General features: G+C 64.0%; 15 protein-coding genes and 3 pseudogenes. 11 read left to right on the top strand and 7 right to left on the bottom strand.

All coding sequences use genetic code 11. From position 1 onward, the window contains the following. Positions 1–110 precede the first annotated feature (110 nt). The 7 genes and pseudogenes from ACS5Q1_RS37355 to ACS5Q1_RS37325 form a co-directional block, all read left to right on the top strand. Positions 111–230 (top strand): annotated as a pseudogene (locus ACS5Q1_RS37355) (ATP-binding protein); the annotation flags it as partial. Between the two features lie 316 nt (positions 231–546). Further along, entirely contained in the window at positions 547–2,004 is a 1,458-nt protein-coding gene (locus ACS5Q1_RS37350) for a hybrid sensor histidine kinase/response regulator (protein WP_473102991.1), read from the top strand. A gap of 112 nt (positions 2,005–2,116) precedes the next feature. Further along, positions 2,117–2,755: a response regulator gene (locus tag ACS5Q1_RS37345; protein WP_473102990.1), complete on the top strand. Its 639-nt coding sequence runs from the start codon at positions 2,117–2,119 to the stop codon at positions 2,753–2,755. A gap of 327 nt (positions 2,756–3,082) precedes the next feature. After that, positions 3,083–3,490 carry a hypothetical protein gene (locus ACS5Q1_RS37340; RefSeq protein WP_473102989.1) on the top strand — a complete coding sequence of 136 codons (408 nt, stop codon included), beginning with the start codon at positions 3,083–3,085 and terminating at the stop codon, positions 3,488–3,490. A 297-nt stretch (positions 3,491–3,787) separates the two neighbouring features. Further along, positions 3,788–4,018, top strand: coding sequence for a DUF6894 family protein (locus ACS5Q1_RS37335; protein ID WP_473102988.1), 231 nt, complete (start codon positions 3,788–3,790; stop codon positions 4,016–4,018). A 355-nt stretch (positions 4,019–4,373) separates the two neighbouring features. After that, on the top strand, positions 4,374–5,357 hold the full coding sequence (locus tag ACS5Q1_RS37330) for an ABC transporter substrate-binding protein (RefSeq protein ID WP_473102987.1): 984 nt from the start codon (positions 4,374–4,376) through the stop codon (positions 5,355–5,357). After that, entirely contained in the window at positions 5,354–6,346 is a 993-nt protein-coding gene (locus tag ACS5Q1_RS37325) for an ABC transporter substrate-binding protein (RefSeq protein ID WP_473102986.1), read from the top strand. Before ACS5Q1_RS37330 ends, ACS5Q1_RS37325 begins: the two co-directional genes overlap by 4 nt. Positions 6,347–6,374: 28 nt before the next feature. Here the strand turns inward: ACS5Q1_RS37325 and ACS5Q1_RS37320 are convergent, their stop codons facing one another. Further along, entirely contained in the window at positions 6,375–8,120 is a 1,746-nt protein-coding gene (locus ACS5Q1_RS37320; protein ID WP_473102985.1) for a cache domain-containing protein, read from the bottom strand. A gap of 109 nt (positions 8,121–8,229) precedes the next feature. Next, positions 8,230–9,213 carry an ABC transporter substrate-binding protein gene (locus ACS5Q1_RS37315; RefSeq protein ID WP_473102984.1) on the bottom strand — a complete coding sequence of 328 codons (984 nt, stop codon included), beginning with the start codon at positions 9,211–9,213 and terminating at the stop codon, positions 8,230–8,232. A 520-nt stretch (positions 9,214–9,733) separates the two neighbouring features. Here ACS5Q1_RS37315 and ACS5Q1_RS37310 point away from each other — a divergent pair. Beyond that, positions 9,734–13,003 carry an AAA family ATPase gene (locus ACS5Q1_RS37310; protein WP_473102983.1) on the top strand — a complete coding sequence of 1,090 codons (3,270 nt, stop codon included), beginning with the start codon at positions 9,734–9,736 and terminating at the stop codon, positions 13,001–13,003. 34 nt (positions 13,004–13,037) lie between these two features. Next, positions 13,038–13,706: a redoxin domain-containing protein gene (locus ACS5Q1_RS37305; RefSeq protein WP_473102982.1), complete on the top strand. Its 669-nt coding sequence runs from the start codon at positions 13,038–13,040 to the stop codon at positions 13,704–13,706. A 231-nt stretch (positions 13,707–13,937) separates the two neighbouring features. Here the strand turns inward: ACS5Q1_RS37305 and ACS5Q1_RS37300 are convergent, their stop codons facing one another. From ACS5Q1_RS37300 to ACS5Q1_RS37290, 3 genes are all read right to left on the bottom strand, one after another. Further along, on the bottom strand, positions 13,938–14,957 hold the full coding sequence (locus ACS5Q1_RS37300; RefSeq protein WP_473102981.1) for an amino acid ABC transporter substrate-binding protein: 1,020 nt from the start codon (positions 14,955–14,957) through the stop codon (positions 13,938–13,940). A gap of 63 nt (positions 14,958–15,020) precedes the next feature. Beyond that, positions 15,021–15,452: a nuclear transport factor 2 family protein gene (locus ACS5Q1_RS37295; protein WP_473102980.1), complete on the bottom strand. Its 432-nt coding sequence runs from the start codon at positions 15,450–15,452 to the stop codon at positions 15,021–15,023. A 154-nt stretch (positions 15,453–15,606) separates the two neighbouring features. Beyond that, the gene (locus ACS5Q1_RS37290; RefSeq protein ID WP_473102979.1) at positions 15,607–17,598 is read right to left on the bottom strand and encodes a BTAD domain-containing putative transcriptional regulator; all 1,992 of its coding nucleotides are present in this window, start codon (positions 17,596–17,598) and stop codon (positions 15,607–15,609) included. A gap of 140 nt (positions 17,599–17,738) precedes the next feature. Here ACS5Q1_RS37290 and ACS5Q1_RS37285 point away from each other — a divergent pair, with 140 nt between their 5' ends. After that, positions 17,739–18,335 carry a DUF6647 family protein gene (locus tag ACS5Q1_RS37285; RefSeq protein ID WP_473102978.1) on the top strand — a complete coding sequence of 199 codons (597 nt, stop codon included), beginning with the start codon at positions 17,739–17,741 and terminating at the stop codon, positions 18,333–18,335. 309 nt (positions 18,336–18,644) lie between these two features. Here ACS5Q1_RS37285 and ACS5Q1_RS37280 read toward each other — a convergent pair whose 3' ends face one another. Then, on the bottom strand, positions 18,645–18,881 hold the full coding sequence (locus ACS5Q1_RS37280) for a hypothetical protein (RefSeq protein ID WP_473102977.1): 237 nt from the start codon (positions 18,879–18,881) through the stop codon (positions 18,645–18,647). A 344-nt stretch (positions 18,882–19,225) separates the two neighbouring features. Here ACS5Q1_RS37280 and ACS5Q1_RS37275 point away from each other — a divergent pair. Continuing rightward, positions 19,226–19,384 (top strand): annotated as a pseudogene (locus ACS5Q1_RS37275) (IS5/IS1182 family transposase); the annotation flags it as partial. Between the two features lie 231 nt (positions 19,385–19,615). Here ACS5Q1_RS37275 and ACS5Q1_RS37270 read toward each other — a convergent pair. Beyond that, positions 19,616–19,745 (bottom strand): annotated as a pseudogene (locus ACS5Q1_RS37270) (IS481 family transposase); the annotation flags it as partial.

Raw genomic sequence — 19,745 nt, 5'->3', positions numbered from 1 at the left:
GCGTGCGGAGTGCAGGGAAACGAGTTCAAACTGCTGTCCGCTCAGCGCGTGTCGGGGATCGATGACCGTCACATGAGACACGACCCAGTCAAGGATCGGGGTGTTCTGCGGTGTTCGGGGATCCCACTCTCGGCGACGCGATCCTGGATCGCGTCATTCACAATGCGCATCGGATTGAACTCAAGGGCGACAGCCTGCGCCGCCGGAGCGGCGAAAGACCGGCAGAATGATCCGTTGCGCCATCGATCGCCCTGACGGACCACAGGCCCCGCCCACGCGCGCCGCTGCGTTGCTCGTGGGGGCACGTTGCGCCGCGCGTGGGGCCCGCCCATGGACCACCAGGACGATCGCCAACCCTTGGCGCCGGGCTTGACCCGGGGCTGGGTTCCAACCCATCCTACAACCGCCAGCGGTGTCCGCCGCTTCGCTCCGCTCAGCAGACCGAAATGGGTCTGAGCTGACGATGATCACGATCACTGGAACACGTGATCACGATCGGGTGGAACAAGCGATCACCATCCCTGGAATACGCACTTCCGGGATGCGCTGAAAGAGCGGCTCAAGGCCTTGCCGTATGTTCGCGCCCTCTATGTCATTGGTCCGGATGGATTCATCACGCACGACACCGATTATCCCTCCACACCAAGAGTCACCCTGGCGGACCGGCCCTACTTCAAGGCACATCAGGAAGATCCTAGCCTCGGCCTGCAGATCGGGCCGCCGCTTCGCAGTCGGTCAGTCAATGTCTGGTTCGTCAGCTTCAGCCGCAGGATCAACCGGCCTGACGGCAGCTTCGGCGGAATCGTCGTGGCCGCCGTCGAGCCCAGGTACTTTGAGGAGTTCTACCGCAGCCTCTCTGTTGGCGAGAACGGATTTATCGCGCTTCTGCTGCGCGACGGCACCCTTCTGGCCCGCAGCCCGGCCTCCGAGGAGGCCATCGGCCGGTCCTACGCAGCGGCGGAGCCATTCTACACTTACCTATCACGCAGTTCGCAGGGCGTCTTCTGGGGCGCCAGCCCGGTCGACCGTACGATCCGGGTGACCGCATATCATGCCCTCGGCACCACACCGGCTGTGGTTCTGGTTGGCCTGGCGCAGCAAACCGTGTTTCAGCCTTGGCGCGAGCATGCGGTCGTGGAGGCCATCTCGACGGCCGTCCTCCTCGGCCTGGTCGGCGCCCTGATTGTCCTCGTTCAGAGAAGCCGCCGGCGCGAACAGGCCGAGCAGGAGCGGCTTAGCCGCGCGCAGCGACTGGAGGGACTCGGGCGCATCGCCGGCGGCATCGCACACGATCTCGGCAACACGATCCGGATCATGCAATCGACATTTCTGCTCCTGAGGCCCTCTCTGGCCGACCGCCCGGACACCTTGTCCCTGGTTGACGAGGCCGACCAGGCCCTCAAGGGTGCGAGGGCCATGATCGAGCGCCTGCTCGCCTTCGCGCGGCGGCAGGACCTTCGGCCGGAGGTGACCGTGATCGACGAGCGGATCGCGGGCTTTGCCCCGATCTTGCGACAGGCGGCGGGTCCTCGGATCGCGCTCGACCTCAAGTTGGCCGGCATGGGCAGCGCAGCCCTGCTCGATCCGGTCCAGCTCGAAGCAACGCTGCTCAACCTAGTGCTGAACGCCCGCGATGCCATGCCGGACGGGGGCATCATCACCGTGGCGACCGAGATCACCGCCCCACCTCCCGGGCTGGTGGCGTTCCACCGCATGTCCGGCAGGGATGAGCGGTGGGTTCGGATTTCGGTGACGGATATGGGCATCGGGATGCCCCCGGCGGTGCTGGAGCGGGCCTTCGACCCCTTCTTCACCACCAAGGGACATGGAAACGGGCTCGGCCTCAGCCAGGTGCTGGGCTTCGTCCAGCAAAGTGCCGGTGACGTGCAGCTGGAGAGCGAAGAGGGCCGCGGCACGACAGTGCGCCTGATGTTCCCCGCTGTCACTGGAGAGGACCAGACTGACGGTCGCCGGGTCCGAAGTGCCATCGGTTCAGGAGAGTAGCCTTTCCAGGGGGCACGGCACTCAGGAAAATCCTGAGTCCTTGTTCGGGTCCAGACCCGATGGGTCTGATACGGCGCCGCAGGTAAGAATTGTCGGGTCCTATGAGCGTGCCATGACCATCAAACTTCTTGTAGCCGACGACCATCCCATCGTGCGTCGGGGCTTGCAGGCTCTGCTGGAGGCGCAAGCCGGCTGGCAGGTCTGCGCCGAGGCCGACGACGGGCAATCGGCGGTCGACCTAGCCGGCCAACATCGGCCGGACGTGGCGATCCTCGACTACGCCCTGCCGGGGCTGAACGGCCTCGAAGCCACCCGCCACATGCGCCTCGCCAGCCCGGGCACCGAAGTGCTGATCTACACGATGCATAACAATGACGATGTGATCCGCGACGTGCTGCGAGCCGGGGCACGCGGCTATCTGCTCAAGACGGAGGACGACACTGAGGTTGTCAGGGCGGTGCGGGCTCTATTGCGCAAGCAGCCCTACTTCTCGCCCCAAGTGGCCGAGACCTTGCTCGATACCTTTCTGAGCGGCGGCAAGGTAGTGGCCTCGCAAACCTTGAGTTCCCATGAACGGGAGGTTATCCAGCTCGTGGCGGAGGGGCAGAGCAACCGCGACATCGCCGAGCGCTGGAAGGTGAGCATCAAGACCGTCGAGAGCCACCGGACCTCGGCGATGAAGAAACTGAACCTGCGCTCGGGGGTGGAGCTTGCCCTCTATGCCGTGCGCAACAAGCTGATCGAGCCCTGACTCCCTGTCTCAGAGAGTAGGGCAATCCTGACCCGCTCCTCCGGTCCTCACCTGATTTCAATCCAAGTGGCAATGCGGTTTGCTGACTGGCGCCGACGCCTTGGGGCTGGTCCGGACCGACATGTCTTCCGGCCGGCTGGAGGCTAGACCTTCAGAGGCCTTCGTTCAGAGTGCCAGGCGACGGAGCCCCGGCCAGAGCGGCGTCCGACGTGATAGCTGAGGAATAGAATATGCTGGCGTGGATTGGCAGGCGCCTGATCGGCCTCTGGCGAGCCGCAGGCACCCGGATCGACAAAGCGATCATCGCATCGGCCGTCAGAAATTCGGATGAAAGAACCAGGGGGGCAGACCTCCGCTATCGACAGTCCGGAGACCGCAATGCTTGGGATGCTCGGAAAAACAGGAATTCCCATCAGCCTCATCGGGGCCGCGATGAGCCCTGACGAGATCGAACAGCGCATCATCCGCGCCTATGTCCAGCTTGCCTGCACGCCTGAGACGGATGGCTCGCGCACTGTGACCGTGGTCCGGTTCGGCGCGCTCGAGGCACGGCTGACCGAGATCCCGGAGGAGCTAAGGCTGCCGGGTCTGCCATGGCTCTGGCTGGAGCTTTACTCCCATTCACGGCAAGCGGTCGTCGACAGTTGCGGCTGCACCGAACTCGACGAGCCCGAACTCACTCTGGCAGTCGAACTGATCATCAACGCGAGGCAGTGGGTTCAAGATCTACACTAGGAGAATGCGTCCCATCAGCCTTCATCGGTCTCGTAACCGAACCCTTGGACAGCGGCTTGGGAAGGAGTGATGTGCGGCTTTCCGCTGGGCAGCACAAGCAGGCGGCTAGCACAAGCTCATGAGGAGAGGCCCACTATGCCGAGGCTGCCAAAACGGATTGAACCGTAGGCTCTTCTGGCCTGGACCAGGGGAATTCTGACGGTCGTTCCGGGTCCTCACCTGATTCCAATCCTGGTCGGTTTGGCCCAGAGCTTCCCACCCGCAAAGCCGCCGCACGCGGCTCATGGAAGAGGTGACATGCCGCATTTTTATTTCGACGTCCGGGCAGGGACAGAGATCCTCTCAGATCCGGACGGCTTTGAACTCGACAGCCTGGAGGGTGCCGAGCAGGAGGCGACGCAGACCGCTCTTGCGCTTGGACGGGATTGGTTGCCACGCACCCGCGAGGTGTGTGTCGAGGTCCGGGACGAATGGCGTCATCTGCGATTGATCTTGAGCGTTGCGCTGAGGGTGGAGAGGCTGGACTGAATGGGCTGCGGGTGAGGCTATCCTAGGTTTCCGCACACGCGAGGGTCACCGCCCTTCCAATGTTCGCGCCTAGCGAAGTCGCCGTTTGAGCCGATTCAGGACGATACCCTCTCCCGTCCTTCAAGCAATCAAAAGGGTCAGAATGTCTGCGTGTGGCACGTTCCAGAGGTACGTCGAATGTCTGTAAAGGCGCGATGAGCGGACCTTCATTTCATCTGCTCTACGTTACTCTTTGACCCGCTGCGGACGTTCGCTTGAAAAGACCACCGCCTGGATTGCGGGATGCCTTGAGCCAACGTCGACGTGGGCGCAGAATGGATGCTCCCCGATCCTCCTCGACCTGGTGAGGTGATCGATGACATTCCGGGCTCCTTGCACGCTGCTCGCAGCGGCACTGTCCATCACCCCACTGACTGTGCACGCCCAACCGTCCACGATCCCTCGGATCGGCTGGCTCTCCCTTGCAGGACCAGACGATGCCGACACATCCCCGTTCTTCGAGGCCTTCCGTGCGGAGTTGCGCGAGCTGGGCTATGTCGAGGGCCGCAACCTCACTATCGAGGCGCGATGGGCGCGCGGCGACCCGAACCGCGGCGCCGATCTTGCCCGGGATCTTGTGCAACTCGGGGTGGCTGCGATTGTCACCCAGGGAGCAGCGATCCGCGCTGTGCAGCCCGTGGCGGGTTCAATCCCGGTCATCTTCGCGCTCAGTGCCGATCCCGAGAAGGCGGGGCTGGTCGATCGCCTCGCGCGGCCGGGGCGCAATTTCACGGGTGCGACATTCATGTCGTACGAGGTGAACGCGCTGCGGCTTGGGTTGCTCAAGGAGGCCTTTCCGGCCGTCTCCCGCATTGCGTTGCTGAGCAATCCCGAACACCCGGGCGAGCACCTCGAGCTCGCCGAGTCCCGAAAAGCGGCGGCGTCGCTCGGTCTCACAATCCGGTACGTGCCGGTCCGGTCGGAGGAGGAGTTTGACAATGCCTTTGCGGTGATCGCGAAGGAGGGTGCGGATGCGATCGTCGCCCTGCCGGATGCGCTGATGATGCAGCATCGGGTGCGATTGATCCAGTTTGCGATGCAACAGCGCATTCCGGTCGTCTCCGGCTGGCCAGCCTTTGCCAGATCTGGCGGCGTCATGACTTACGGCCCGAATCTGCGGCAGTCCTTCCGCATGGTCGCGCGTGCGGTCGACAAGGTTCTCAAGGGCGCTCGCCCAGCCGAGGTGCCTGTCGAGCGGCCGACCACGTTCGAGCTGGTCATCAATCTCAAGGCAGCCAAGGCGCTTGGCCTGACGGTGCCGGATTCTCTGATCGCTCGCGCCGACGAGGTGATCGAATGAGGCGGCGAGAGCTTCTCGTTCTTCTCGGCAGCGGCATCGCGTTTTCGCGCGCTGCCCCGGCCCAAGAACTAAGTCGCGTCCGGCGGATCGGCTTGTTGATGGCCAGCGCGGAGAGCGATCCAGACGGGCAGGCCCGTGTGCAAGCGTTCCGAGAGGCTCTCCAGGACTGGGGTTGGGTGGAGGGGCGTAATCTCCAACTCTATCGACGTTGGGCAGCAGGGAGCGCGGACCATTTCCAGACCTATGCGGCTGAGTTGGTTGCGCTGGCACCAGACCTGATGCTTGGGGATGCGACGCCATCCGTCGCTGCCCTCGTCCGGGAGACAAAGACCATTCCGATCGTGTTTTGCAGGGTTGGCGACCCGGTCGGGTCGGGTTTTGTGGAGAATTTGGCCCGACCCGGTGGGAACGTGACCGGCTTCACCGCCTTCGAGACCGCCATGGGCCCGAAATGGTTGGAACTCCTGAAGGAAGCCGCGCCGGGTCTGGCCCATATCGCTCTCCTCTTCAATCCAAAGACAGCCCCACACGTTGAGTCGTTGTTCCTGCGCTCGATCCAGGCTGCTGCGTCGTCTCTCGGAATAGCCGCTGTGCCCGTCCGTGTGAACAGCAGCGCTGAGATCGAAGATGCGATCCGCGCACTCGGCCAGGTGAGCCGCGGTGGGCTGGCCGCCATGCCGGACACGTTCTTGGTGGACCACCGGAGAGTAATCATCCAAATGGCCGCCCAGCACCGTGTGCCCGCGATCTACACGAACCGGATTTTCGCCGCCGAGGGCGGTCTCATGTCCTATGGATTTGATGTGCTGGACATGTATCGCCGCGCCGCGTCTTATGCCGACCGGCTTCTGCGTGGGGTCCGTCCGAGTGAACTCCCCGTCCAGACACCCACGAATTTCCAGCTCACGATCAATCTCAAGACCGCGAATGCTCTCGGGCTCTCAGTCCCGCCGACACTTCTTGCCCGTGCCGACGAGGTGATCGAATGAGGCCCCCGCAACTCGCTACGTATCGAGCCTAGGCAGCGTGGGGCCGCTCATCAATGGATATGCCGAAGACGGGCAGCTCTTCGTCGTAGCCTTTGAGCGGACGCAACCCTAGCGAGATCACGGCGCGCTTGCCCCTCACGGCCTCGGCGACGGCCGCATCCATCAGAATCTCCCGGTCAGACGCCGACGCGCATAGCCGCGCGGCGAGGTTCACGACGCTGCCGATGGCCGTGTAATCGAAGCGACTCTCGTAGCCGATCCGCCCGACCGTGGCCGGTCCCATGGCAAGCCCCACCCCGAACCCGATGCCGTGACCGCGTGCCCGCCAGCCGATGATCAGTTCCTGCACGCTCCGCTGCATCTCCGCCGCCAGATCCACCGCCCGGCCCGCGGGCTCCTCGACCGAAACGGGAGCGTTAACGAGGACCATCAGACCGTCGCCTGAGAAGCTCGTCAGTGTTGCGGCATACTTGGTAATGATCCGACCGAGCGCCTCGTAGTACTCGGCGAGCACGCTCATGACCTCTTCGGGCGCGGCTTTGGCCGAGAAGGCCGTGAAGCCCCGCAGGTCACAGAAGACCGCAACGACCTCGGCACGATGGCCCTCAAGAACACTGTCGTCTCCAACTTGGTCAACCAGTTCGGCGACCTGCGGTGCCAGGAAGCGCTTGAGTTTGGAAATGCGCTCCTGCCGCTCCTGCGAGATGGACAGGTCCGCGGCCATAACATTGAAGCTGTCGGCCAGCCGTTGAAGTTCATCCCCTGTCCTGATCTCAATCCGGTGGTCGAACTGCCCGGCGCCGATGCGCTCCGTGCCGTCCTCGAGCAGGCGGATCGGCTCGGTCATGCGGCGCGCCAGAACGAAGGCGAGCAGACCCGCAAGGGCAGCGCCCACTAGGAGAAGGCCTCCGGTCCGCCACAGGGCCGCATAGATGGGCCCGAAGGCTTCCGAGAGCGGCTGCTCGACCACAACGGTCCAGTCCGGCCCGGGGACCGGGGCGGCGGCGACCGCGATCGGTTTGCCTTCGGCGTCGCGGCTCGTGGCAAAACCCGTGCTGGCAGGTCCAACCGCTTGTCGGGCCGCTTGGAAGGGGGCCAGCGTGGCCTCGTCCGCTCCGCGCAGGACGAGGCTGATATCCGGGTGGGCGACAAGGCGGCCCGGACCATCCAGCACGAAGGCGTGCCCCGTCTCCCCAACCTTGATGGCGGAGATTACGTCCCAGATCAGCTTGAGATTGACCTCGGCGACTACGATGCCGACGGACGGTCGGTTGCCGGAGATCGCGACCGTCAGGTAGGGCTCGGACCCGCGGTAATACGTGACCTCGCCAAACCAGATCCGGGCCGAGCGGGCACCGAGGACTGCCGGATCGGTCGATAGGTCCGTCCGGCTCTCGGTCCGGTTCAGGCCAATCCGCGACACGTACAGCCGCTCCTGTCCGGAGCCATCGACCAGGGTCAGGCTGACGATGGCTGGCACCTGACGCAGCAGGCGCAGGGCATCGATCCGCCGCCGCTCGTCTGGCTCCTCAGTCCACGGAAGCTGAACTAGCCAGCCAAGCTGATTGGTGATGCTGTCAATGAAGCCCTGGATCCTAGCCGCCGCGGACCTCGCCTCCACGCCAAGCAACTCATCAAGTCTGGCGCGTTGGTCGCGATAGCCGAACCAAGCCTCGCTGACGCCATTAGCGACGAGGGGAGCGACCACGGCCAGGAACAGCACGACAAAGTACTTCTGGAAGAGGCCACGAAACCAGAAACGCTGACCGATCATGGCCCTCAGCCTCCGCCGCTCCCGCTGGGTAAGGACTGCGGGCTCTTCGGGCCCCGCTCCTTGAGGAATGCCTCTGCGGCGGAGAGAGCTATCCGGGCAACCGTCATTGTCATTCGATGACCTCGTCTGCGCGAGCGAGAAGCGTGGTCGGAATGCCGAGCTTGATGTCTCTCGCGGTCTTCAGGTTGATGACCAATTCGAAATTCTCCGGCCGCTCGATCGGCAGATCCGAGGGCTTGGCGCCTTGGAGGATCCGGGACGTAAGATAGCCAACCCGTTGCACGCTCTCGGCGAGGTCGGGCCCGTAGGAGAGCAGTCCGCCTGCCTGCGCGAACTCGGTCCAGCCAGATAGCGTCGGGATCCTGTGCCGAAGCGCGAATTCGACAACCTGCTTTCGGCTCTCCAGCATGATGCTGTCGGGAAGGAATACCAGGGCATCAGGTGGGGCCGCCTCGAGCGAAGCGAGAATCTGGCCGACCTCCGCCACGCTTCGGGTCGGAACCCACTCGAGCTGCATGCCCAAGATGCGGGCTGTCCGCTCGGAGGTCAGGACTTCCAGTTCGTATCCGGGATGCATCGGATCGCCCAGGAGCACCACCCGTCTGACGTTGGAGGCAGCCTCACGCAGGAGCTCCAGACGCTTGGCATTCAGTTCGGCGGCCATGAAGGCGACGCCGGTGAGATTGCGCCCGGGCCGGGCGAGGGTGCTGGTCAGGCCGGCGATGATCGGATCACCGCTGAAGCCGTACACCACCGGGATAGTGGTGATGTCGCGAACCCCGTAAATGGCGCCGCCCTGGGTAGCAATGACGGCGGGTTTCATTGCGACGATCTCGGCGACGACCTTGGCGAGGCGCTCCCCCCGGTCGCCGTCGGCCGAGCGGGCAGCGATACGGACATTGCGCCCGTCAATGTAGCCCTGCGCGGCCAAGCCAGAGCGGAAGGCTTGCAGATACCGGTCAACCTGGTGGAGCGAGTAAATGGACAGCCAAGCGATCAGCGGGGGTTCCTGCCCGGCCGCGGGTGCAATGGCGGCTGTCGCAACAAAGGCGAGGACCGCGCGGCGGGTCAGGGCAGGGGGCGGAGCGATCATTGGAGCCCTCATCGGATTGCTGCCGCATCCGTTCGATTATGAGGCCGCGCAGCGCTCCCTGCCAGTGGTTTATCCCTGTCGCTTGGCACCGTTCCAGGGAGGACCTTTGATGGATTTCGGTTGTAGCACTTCAAACGCTGTTGCCAGTCAGGATTTGAAGGTCAAACGTCGCCTCTTGGTACTCCTGAGATGTAAGCCCGAGGGCGGCAATCCTCATCTAACCGGACATTCCGAAAAGTCCGCGGGCTCCAGTACCTGATCGATGCTGTTGAAAAACTCTCAGGCTCTGCTTCACCAAACTATTACTAGCGTCAACATGCCAAACCGAGCCCAGCATCCTGTATGCTGATTACGCGAAAAGCGGCAGTTGCAGACTTTTTCAACAGCATCGACCTGATGCGGTCATTCCTGTCCGCTTGGTGAAGGCGACTGGCAAGTCGATATACCGGCTCTACTTTGGTTAGAGTCCTGGCCCCCAACCATTGAGGGACGGACCGTTCTCCACGCTGCGGGTCCTTCGATGACATGCGCCGGTTGTGGCTTCGAACTAGCACCTGGCTTCGCCTTCTGCCCGCGGTGCAGTCGCCGACAGCCGACATCCTGCCTGACGTGCGGCTTTCTGTGCGAGCCTGACTTTGCATTCTGTCCCCGTTGCGGGGCTGCCCAGAAAGCAAGTTCCGCCCAAGTAGCTCCTGGCCGAACTGGCGGAGCGGCGGCCAAAGCCGGGTGGACGGAAGCTGCTCCGGTCACGACGCCGGATGCGCCACACCGGGATGTGGACCGCCGGCAGGTGACCGTTCTCTTCGCGGATCTCTCCGGATTTACCTCGCTCGCCGAGCGCCTCGATCCTGAGGAGGTCCGGGCATTTCAGACCACCCTCTTCGAGGCGCTTGGCCAGGCGATCAGCCGCTATGATGGCTTCGTTGCGAAGTTTCTCGGCGATGCGGCCCTCGCCTTTTTCGGCGCTCCGGTGGCGCATGAGGATGATTCCGCGCGGGCTCTCCATGCCGCGCTCGATATGCGGGCCCGCAGCGCGAAGCTGAGTGAGCAATGGGAGGCGCGCATTGGCCAGCCGGTGATCCTGCACATCGCCGTTCATAGCGGGCCAGTCGTGGCCGGCAGCCTCGGCGGTATCGCGGGCGGGGCCTACGACGTCACCGGCGATACCGTCAACACGGCTTCGCGTCTTCTTGGGGAGGCAACGCCGGGGACGATCCTGGTCTCGGAAGCTACCCATGCCCTCACGCGGCATCACTTCGCCTTTGAGCCAGCCGGTGAACTGATCTTGCGCGGCAAGACCGGACCAATGAACGTCTACTGCCTAGTTGGTGTGCTCGCCCAACCCCAATCAGCGCGAGGGCTTGCCGCTCACGGGCTCGCATCTCCAATGGTCGGGCGTACCAAAGAGCTGGAGCAACTCCTCGCGGCGTTCGAGCGGGCACAACTGGGGCAGGCTCAGGTCGTCAGCCTCATCGGCGACGCCGGCACGGGCAAGTCACGGCTGATTGCTGAATTCCTGAGGCGGCTTGAGGATGACGGCCGCTTGGCTGACACAGCGGTCCGCTGGGCCGACTGCTCGTCTCTGGGCGAGCCTCCCTACGGCGTTTTCGCGGCGCTCTTCCGCGAAGGTTACCGGATGGAACTAGGTGAATCGCTCGATATCGCTCGGCAGAAGCTGGCCGCCGGCCTTAGCTCTCTTGGGGCCCCGCCCGAGGTAACCGAGGCAATCGTGCCGGTGCTGAGCTACCTGCTCGCGGTCGAGGATGTGCGCCCGCGCGAGCTAGATCCCGAGCAACTCAAGCGTCAAGTCGCGCTGGCGGCGCGCTCACTGGTCGAGCGGCGCCTTGAGCAGAAGCCGGTCCTGATCGTAGTGGAGGATCTCCATTGGGCTGACACGGCATCGGTGGACCTGCTTCGGGACATCGTTGGCCACCTGACAGAGCGCCCTCTGATGATCCTGGTCTCGCATCGCCCTGACGCGCCGCAGCCCCTTGCTGCGCCAGTCCCCCAGACCGTCATAAGGCTCGCTCCGCTCCCCTCCGAAGACATTCATGCGCTCGTGGCGCAGCTTTTCGGCGGGATCGACGATGTCGCTCTCGCTCGGGTCCAGCATTTTATCGCAATGCGCGCCGGGGGAAATCCACTGTTCGTCGAGGAAATCGTCCGAAATCTCGTGACCACAGGCGTGCTCATCCGCAAAGGCGATCGATGGACGTGTACACGAGCCTGCGACGCGGTGAATATTCCGCCGACGCTGCACGGGCTCCTTCTCTCCCGGGTCGACCGGCTTCCCGCCGATGCCCGGCGGCTGCTCCAGGAGGCTGCCGTCCTGGGAATGATATTCGACGAAGCGCTGCTCTATGCCATTGCGACTGACCAAACGAGTGCCGGAACCGCCCTCGAGCGGCTCGTCGCAGCCGACATGACCCAGGAACTCGGGCCCGGCCAAGCGGGCAGGCGATATCGGTTCACGCATGCGCTTGTGCACGACGTCGTCTACGAGAACCTGCTCCTGTCCCGTCGGAGTGAGTTGCATGAGCGTGCGGGCCGGGCGCTTGAGCGCGCCGTCGGTCCTCACCCGTCGCAGCTGAGCGATCTTGAGGCGCTCGGCCATCACTGGAGCCTCGCACCGGACAAACGCAAGGGAGCCCGCTACCTAATGGCTGCGGGCGACCGGGCGCGGGCGGTCTACGCTAACGATGATGCCATGCGCCATTACCAGCGCGCTCTACAAACCCTTGCGGGCGAGACCTGCAACGGCGAAGTCGCCGCGGTGCAGGAGCGGCTTGCGGATCTGTTGGCGCTCGCCGGGCAGCGGGCTGAGGCCCTCGCGCACTATGAGGTCGCGGGGCAGTCTCTCGAGACCGCTGCAGATCGCGCGGGCACCGCCCGCCTGCATCGGAAGATTGGGGGGCTGCACTGGGAAGCCGGAAACTGGGAGCGTGCCAGGGCTTGCTTCACGTCGGGTCTCGAGAAGCTGGGCGAGGACGGTAGCCCCATTGAGCGCGCGCAGCTCTTCCAGGAACTCGGCCGGCTTGCGTTTCGGGCTGGCGACAATACCAGCGCCATTGCGTGGGCCGAGCGTGCGCTCACTGAGATGGCGAGAGCGGAAGAGCCCTCAGCCGACGCTGAGCGCACCCGTGAGGCGGCAGCCACGCGGGCCCAAGCCTACAACACGCTGGGCGCGGCGCTGGCACGTAAGGGCTGCCTAAGCGAGGCGGTCAGTAAGATCGAGCAGAGCATAGATATCGCCGAGACACACGACCTGCTGCAGGCCGCCTGCCGTGGGTACGCCAACCTTGGCGTCCTCTACAGCTCACTCAACCCGCGCCGAAGCATCGAAACCTGCCATCGCGGGCTCGAGACTGCGAAGAAAATTGGTGATCTTGGCTTCCAGGCGCGTCTCTACGCGAACCTTGCGGTCGCCTATTGCGCATTGACGGATCGCTGCGAGCTGGAAGGGATCGAGGCGGCGCAACGGGCGATCAACCTCGATCGCAGGCTGGAGCTTCTCGACCATCTGGCGGTGCCGCTGATCGTGTTGGGCCAGATTTATCAATGCCATGGAGATCACACTGCAGCCTTCGCCACCTATGAGGAGGCGTTAGGGCTGGCCGAGCGGGTGGGAGATCCCCAGCTCCTCTTCCCCTGCTACGATGGCCTCGCTACCCTTAATCTCGACGCCGGGAACCCGGTGGCGGCCGAGGCTTATCTGGCGAAGGCGCAGGAGGTGTGTGAGCGGGCTGGCCTCGAGCCCGACGCGCTTCTGATCCTGCCGTTTCTCGCTTAGCCATGTGCAGTGTGGCAGACGAAGGAGACTCGATATGACCATCTCAGAATTGCGTCCGCCCCTTTCCCCAGGCGAGCCGGCCCCCGACTTCGCGCTTCCCGCGGTAGATGGATCCGGTACGGTGTCGCTGGCGGATTATCGCGGACGAAGTCCATTGTTCCTCGCCTTGTTTGTCGGGCTGTGGTGTCCGTTCTGCCGGCGGGCCATCGCCCAGGTCGCAACGACCGAACCAACACTCAAGGCTGCGGGCGTTGAAACACTCGGGATCGTGGCTACATCGCCCGAGAACGCGCGGCTCTATTTCAAGTTTCGGCCAGCCCGTCTTCGCTTGGCCGCCGACCCCGAGCTCACAACCCACCGGGCGTTCGGCGTCCCGAAGCCGGCTGCGACCCCTGAGCTCATGAAGGCCCTTGAGACCACGCAGATCAATCCCGATGGCATTCTGCCGGAGCCTTTGCCGATCACGGAGGCTGCTGCCGCTGTGGCAAAGCTCTACAGCTACGAGGGGACGAAGACCGACCACGCCGACATGGAGCGACAGTGGCCGCAGCTTAAAGGACAGTTCCTGATCGACCAGGATGGTATCGTGCGCTGGGTCAACATCGAATGCGCTACTGAGGGATTGGCCGGGGTGGGGAAGTTCCCCTCCAGCCAGGAAATCCTCACGGCGGCACGGAACGTGCTGAGCACAGCACCAAAGTGAACCGCTGAGGCGAACGCTCCTGTTGCGGAACGTCGGAATCTGGCACATCTCAGAAGAAACGCTTTCGTCAGCTCATGAGGCGGTAAGCGGACCCTCATCTCATTTGCTGTTCGTTACTCTTTGACCCATTCCTGACCTTCACCAAATGACTGGAGCCGGGAGCCCCCACGCGTATCCGCTTCTTCTCAGATCGTGTCGTGGGAATGGCTGCCGGAGAAATCTCGTGGCTTGCTAGCGGACCGGGATGCCGTACTGAAGGCCTCCCTTGGTCCACAGCGCGTTCTGACCGCGCTTGATCTTGAGCGGAGAACCCTCGCCGACGTTGCGCTCGAAGCTCTCGCCGTAATTGCCCACGTGCCTGATGATGCGCACGGCCCAGTCGTTACTCAGGCCGATCGCTTCGCCGAACTTGCCCTCGGTGCCGAGCAGGCGCTTGATCTCCGGATTGTCGGAGGTCTTCATCTGCTCGACGTTGGCCTGCGTCACGTCGAGCTCCTCGGCATCGAGCATGGCATTGAAGGTCCAGCGCACGATATCAGCCCACTGGTTGTCGCCCTGGCGCACTGCCGGGCCAAGCGGCTCCTTGGAGATGACCTCGGGCAGAATGACGTGATCGTCCGGGTTCGAGAGGGTCAGCCGCGCGGCATAGAGGCCGGAGACGTCGGTCGTCATCGCATCGCAGCGGCCCGCCTCGTAGGCTTTCTTTGCCTCCGTCGCGTTCACGAAGCTCATCGGCTGATACGTCATGTTGTTGGCGCGGAAGTAGTCGGCGAGGTTGAGCTCGGTCGTGGTGCCCTGGTCGGTGCAGACCGATTTGCCGTTCAGCTCCTTGGCCGAGGTGAGACTAAGGGATTTGCGGACCATGAAGCCCTGGCCGTCGAAGTAGTTGATCGCCGGGAACTCGAGGCCGAGCTGAGTGTCGCGCGACATGGTCGTGGTCGAGTTGCGGGCCAGGACATCAACCTGCCCGGACTGGAGCGCGCTGAAGCGGTCCTGCGCCGAAAGGGGGACGAACAGCACTTTGGTCGGGTCGTCAAAGATTGCTGCTGCAATGGCGCGGCAGAGGTCAACGTCGAGACCGGACCAGTTGCCCTGCGCATCCGGCGCGCCGAAGCCGGGGGCACCCCGGTTCGAGCCGCAGGTCAGGATGCCTTTCTGCTTCACGCTGTTCAGTGTCGCCTGGGCCGAGGCGGCCGTCGCGAGCAGGCTTGCTGTCAGGCCGACGGCAAGTGATGTGAGAGCGTTGATCATGACGCTGTCTCCCAATGTCGGTTTCACCTGTGACCATGGAAGTGAATTTATCAGCGCGCCGTGCTAGGCCGCCTTGGTCTTCTCTCCGGCTACACGCAGGGTTCCGCTCCCGACGGCAACCGCCGCCGTGTCCGAGAACTGCGTGAACCCGGCCACCTTGCCATTCTCAATCCGGAAGGCATGCAGGAAGCGGATGTCGATGGTCTGTCCTGTCGCGGTCGCGGTTGCCCGTTCGTGGCCGAAGCAGAACACATGGTCGCCTGCGTCATGGAAGCTCTCCGGCGCGAACTCCTCGAAGGTGTAGCCGCGGTCGAGCTCCTCGAAAAAGCGCTGGACGGCATCCTTACCGCTGCGGGTTCCGGCCAGGGGTACCCAGTCCGGGTTGCCGACGCAGTCCCAGGCGATCGCGTCCGAGCAGTGCTCCAGGATGGTGTCAATCCGGCCGTCGCGGAAGGTCTCGTAAAGCATCTGGATCAGTTCGACGTTGGTCCGCATGGCATCCTCCTGCGCCGTGCGACCCGAAGACCCGATGGGATCCCGGGTCAGGACAGCGATTATACACCCACGAGCGGGACCAACAGATGGATTTGCTTGCAGGCAAAAGGGCGATCCTGTCGGGCGTGGCTCGCATGATCCGTCGCCGAAATCTCTATTCGAGGCCGGCGATGGCCAAACCGCGCTCGTAGTGCTCCAGGTCAGCCGCATGCTGGAACCGGGCCGGCAACCGGAGCCACGCGATGGGACCGCCCACCGCCCGCAGCTCCTCGTCGCCCAGACGCTGTTGCAGCGTGGCGCGCATCCGCCGGGCATGCATGGCTGCTTCGTCCACCCGTCCTGCGTAAGCCGCTGCTGCGGCCAGCCAGCCGCGGTTGGTCGTGATCCGGTCCGGCGTCTGCCTCAGCCAGAACAGCGCCTCCTCGTACCGATGGCCGACGAAGCAAGCCTTGCCGATTTGTTCGGCGGATACGGGCGGAAAGTACGGATTGAGCCGAATGGCTTGCTCCGCCTGGTTGATGCCGCGCTCGGGCTCGCCGGCATAGGCGTATTCCAGGCCTGTATAGCCAAGGGTCTCGACATCACCTGGGCTGAGGGTGACGGCGCGATCCAGATGAAAGCGGGCGCCGGAGAAGTCGCGCCGCATCTGGAGCAGCATGCCGAGCAGCCAATACCCTTGCGGATCCAGCGGATCGAGCGCAATCGCCTGTTGCGCATGGCTGATCGCCCGTTCCCGTCGGCGGTCCTCCTCTTCCGGCGTGATCCCGCCGGTCGAGATGTAGCACACGGCGAGCCCGCAATGGGCGGCCGCCGAGGTCGGATCCTGCTCGAGAGCGCGGCTGAAGTGTTCGAGGGCCTTGGCATGTGACGCATGAGCGATCGAGCGCTGGTGCTCGCGGCCGCGCAGACAATGCTCATACGCGCTCAAGGACTGGATCTCCCGGTGGCGTATGCGCTCCAATTCCGCCTGCTCGACCTGCACCGGGATGGTGGCCACGATGGCCATGGCCGCCTCCTCTTGGAACGAGGGCAGCTCCTCCCAATCACCCTGGTAGTGCTCGCCCCAGACTTGGCGCTGCGAGGCGCTGTCAACCAGGCGGACGGTCACGCTCAAGCGATTGCCGGTGCGCCGGACATTGCCCTCGACCGTGTAGCGGGCGCCAAGCTGGCGCAGCCGGGCTTCGGGATCGGGATCCCGACCGAGTGCGAAGGATGTGTGCCGGGCCAGGACACCGAGCCGCCGGAAGCGCGCCAGGTCCGCGATGACGTCCTCGGTCAGGGCCGCAGGCAGGCTGACCAGCGCTTCGTCCTCGGAGAGGTCCCGGAAGGGCAGGACCGCCACAAGCGGCCTGCCCTCCGAGGGTACGTCGCTGCGGCCCAGAACCCAGGCGGCATTGAACGGCTCTTGCGTGGGCCTGCCACGAACCTGAGTAACAGCTCGAGCGAGTTGCTCGACCTCGGCACCCGGCCGGATCTGGAGGTCGCGCTCGAAGCGGGCGCGGAACTCGGCATAGTGACCGGCCGCGAGCGCACGCTCGCCCTGCGTCAGATGCAGCCGCATCAGCGCCGCATGCATGCGCTCGCAGTAGGGATCGATCCCGAGATAGCGCTGGGCGCAGGCCTTGGCTTCCGTCACCTCGCCGCGCCACAGCCTGAGCGAGAACAGATTCCAGAAGGCCGAGCGCGCCACATCGCGCAGGCGCTCCCGCTCGGGCAGGAGCCAGTCCTCGTACTCGGGGCTGAGATCGCCCACATCCGACAGAAGGTCGCCGCGGTACAGATCGCAGGCTGCGGCGAGTGCCTCGAGTGTACCTTCCGCCGCGAGAGCCTCGAAGCGCACGGCATCAACGGCGACACGATCCGGGTCGAGCCAGACCGAGCGGCTGTCGCTGCGGAGCGGTCCCGCGCTTCCGCCAAGGATCTTCCGGAGCTGGTGCAGGACGAAGCGCAGATTGCCCTGCGCGTGCGGCGGGTCGGAGTCCGGCCACAGCAACGCCTGGAGAATGTCGCGCCGATGCTTCGTGCCGGGGTGGAAGGCCAAGCGCGCGAGGAACTGGGGCCCCTTCTCGCCCGCGAGCTCGATGGGTCTGCGGTCGGGATGCCGCAGTCGAAGCCCGCCGAGCAGTGCGATCTCGAGTTCCGCCATGGATGCCTCGGACGCTGTCGCAGCAGGACCAGTCTAGCACTGCTTCAGGATCCACGAAATGCCGGGAGGACCCGCCTCACGCTCGGCTAACGCTCCATCTGCCTAACTCCCGCATGCACAGCATGCGGAAGGATTGAACCATGAGGAAAGTTCGCCCACTCCAGAGCCAAGACAGCCATCACGACACGGCCAAGGCTCCATGGGATGTATCGCGTCTGGTTCATGTGCTTGCCCTAGTCGCCTACAGCCTCGCGTTGCTGTTGGCCGCCATTGGTCCTGCGCCGGCCCACGCGGCAGGATCCGGCGGATGCCTTGAGGGCGACTGGATCACCGAGGCAAGAGCCTTCGTGGCGGAGGAGACGGGCATCCCAGTCCCGGAGGCTTGCGTGCGCCTGGCTAGGAAGGGACGTCTGGAGGGGCTCGTGTTCCCGGCAGCCTTTGACGAGACCCATGGCGAGACCGTGGCTGCCGTCTATGTCCCGGCGACCCGAGAGATCCTCCTAGCTGACGATCTCGATCCCGGCACCCCGCTCGCGCGCAGCTATCTCGTTCACGAATTGGTGCATGCGCAGCAGTTCATGAGCCGCGCGCATGAACACGTCCAATGCCCGGGAGCGCTGGAGGCGGATGCCTATGGCACCCAAGCCCTTTACCTCGGCACCCGGGGCCTACGGGAGCAGGCCTTCCTTCTTCAGATCCTGGGAATGTTCCAGAGTGCTTGCGGCTACTCGTACTAACTGACCAGCTCGCGCTTGAACCGCGATGCCGAAGGTCAGGAAATGGCACATTTGCGAAGTCGACCGAGTGCCTGCTGGGGAAGGGGACAACGGACATTCGTAAGGCGTTGGCAATTTCCTCGGGTGAGACGAAGCAGAAGTAGACCGAACATCCGTATTCGAACGGTACGCTGATCTCTTGTTCGTTCCGTACAAAGTCGTAGTTTGCCCGCCCTTGAAGACGTACTCGAACTGCGCCCCCCGCTCCATGGCCGGGACTGACGTTCCTTCACTCTCCCTTGCCCTGAGAGGATCTCAAGGTTCGGGAGACTATCGCTCAGGAGCCTTCCGGGCGGCCTTCTCCATCCCTTGTGGGTTCTTCTTGACCCCCTCCTGGAGCACCTTCGTGGCGGCATTCTCTTCCTGCTCCAGAGGAGCGGAGATCGGCGCGGTGTCGCCGCGGGCTTCGAGACCCTGGTCCCGCGGTTTCTGACTTCCCGCCTTCGCAGCGGATTTCAGGGAGCGCAAAGCCTCGGGCTGTTGACCATCCTGCTTGCGGTCGGGCATCGGGCAAACTCCTCCAGGGCGGCGTCATCGCCGCCTCCCAAGGCAATTCCCGTTATGCTAAGGCGTTCCATCCGGAACACCTGCCGGATGGCGAGGTCGCCCACGTCCAGCATGCCGGGTCCAAGTCGAGCCCGTCGGTTCGCACCGCTGCATGAGAAGTATCTCGACCGTCCGCCCAGCAGGAGGAACTAGACTGCCCGGAGCGGCAGGGAAACGACAGAAGTTGACCCTGGCTGTGTCAAATGGGGGGATCCGATGAAACGCTTTGTCGAAGGCGTGGATCGCGGCCAGACCACCTTGTTTCCGGAAAGCCTGGACGACTGGATTGGTGAGGACAACCCGCGTTCGGCACGATCAAGATGCCTATGGGTGCCACGCACTTCCTGATGAAGCGGCTGCCGAAGGTTACCTGCGAGTTGGCGCTGCACGTGCTGGCCTACAATCTCGCCCGGATGCTGAACATCCTGGGCATCCCACCGCTGATGGCCGCCCTCAGGGCGTAGGCGCCGGGCTACGCTCGCGTCATCACGCTCATGAGGCGCCGGCCCCTTACGTCAGAGGCGACTGGAGCTTTACTCCGCCGATGATCAACAATGAGCAACCCGGATCGCGCTCGCCCATGATGTTGAAGGGCTTGGAACGTGGAAAGACGCAATTCGTCTTCTGCCAAAGCGTTTTTACACGACCAGGACCCGATGCAGACATTCACCGCTAGATGGACTGCACTTGATTGACTAGAGAGAGATGTTTAGTCCCGGCATTTGGTGGAGCGGGTCGAGCCTGAAGCGTTGCGGCTCGCTTGTAAAGATCTTGCAGATGTACTCGTAGGGGGTGAGGCCGCGCAGGGTCTTGAGCCGGCGGGCG

Source organism: Microvirga sp. GN3, from assembly GCF_055792825.1.
The sequence above is the reverse complement of the archived record's forward strand: the minus strand, read 5'-3'. Positions and strand labels throughout refer to the sequence as shown.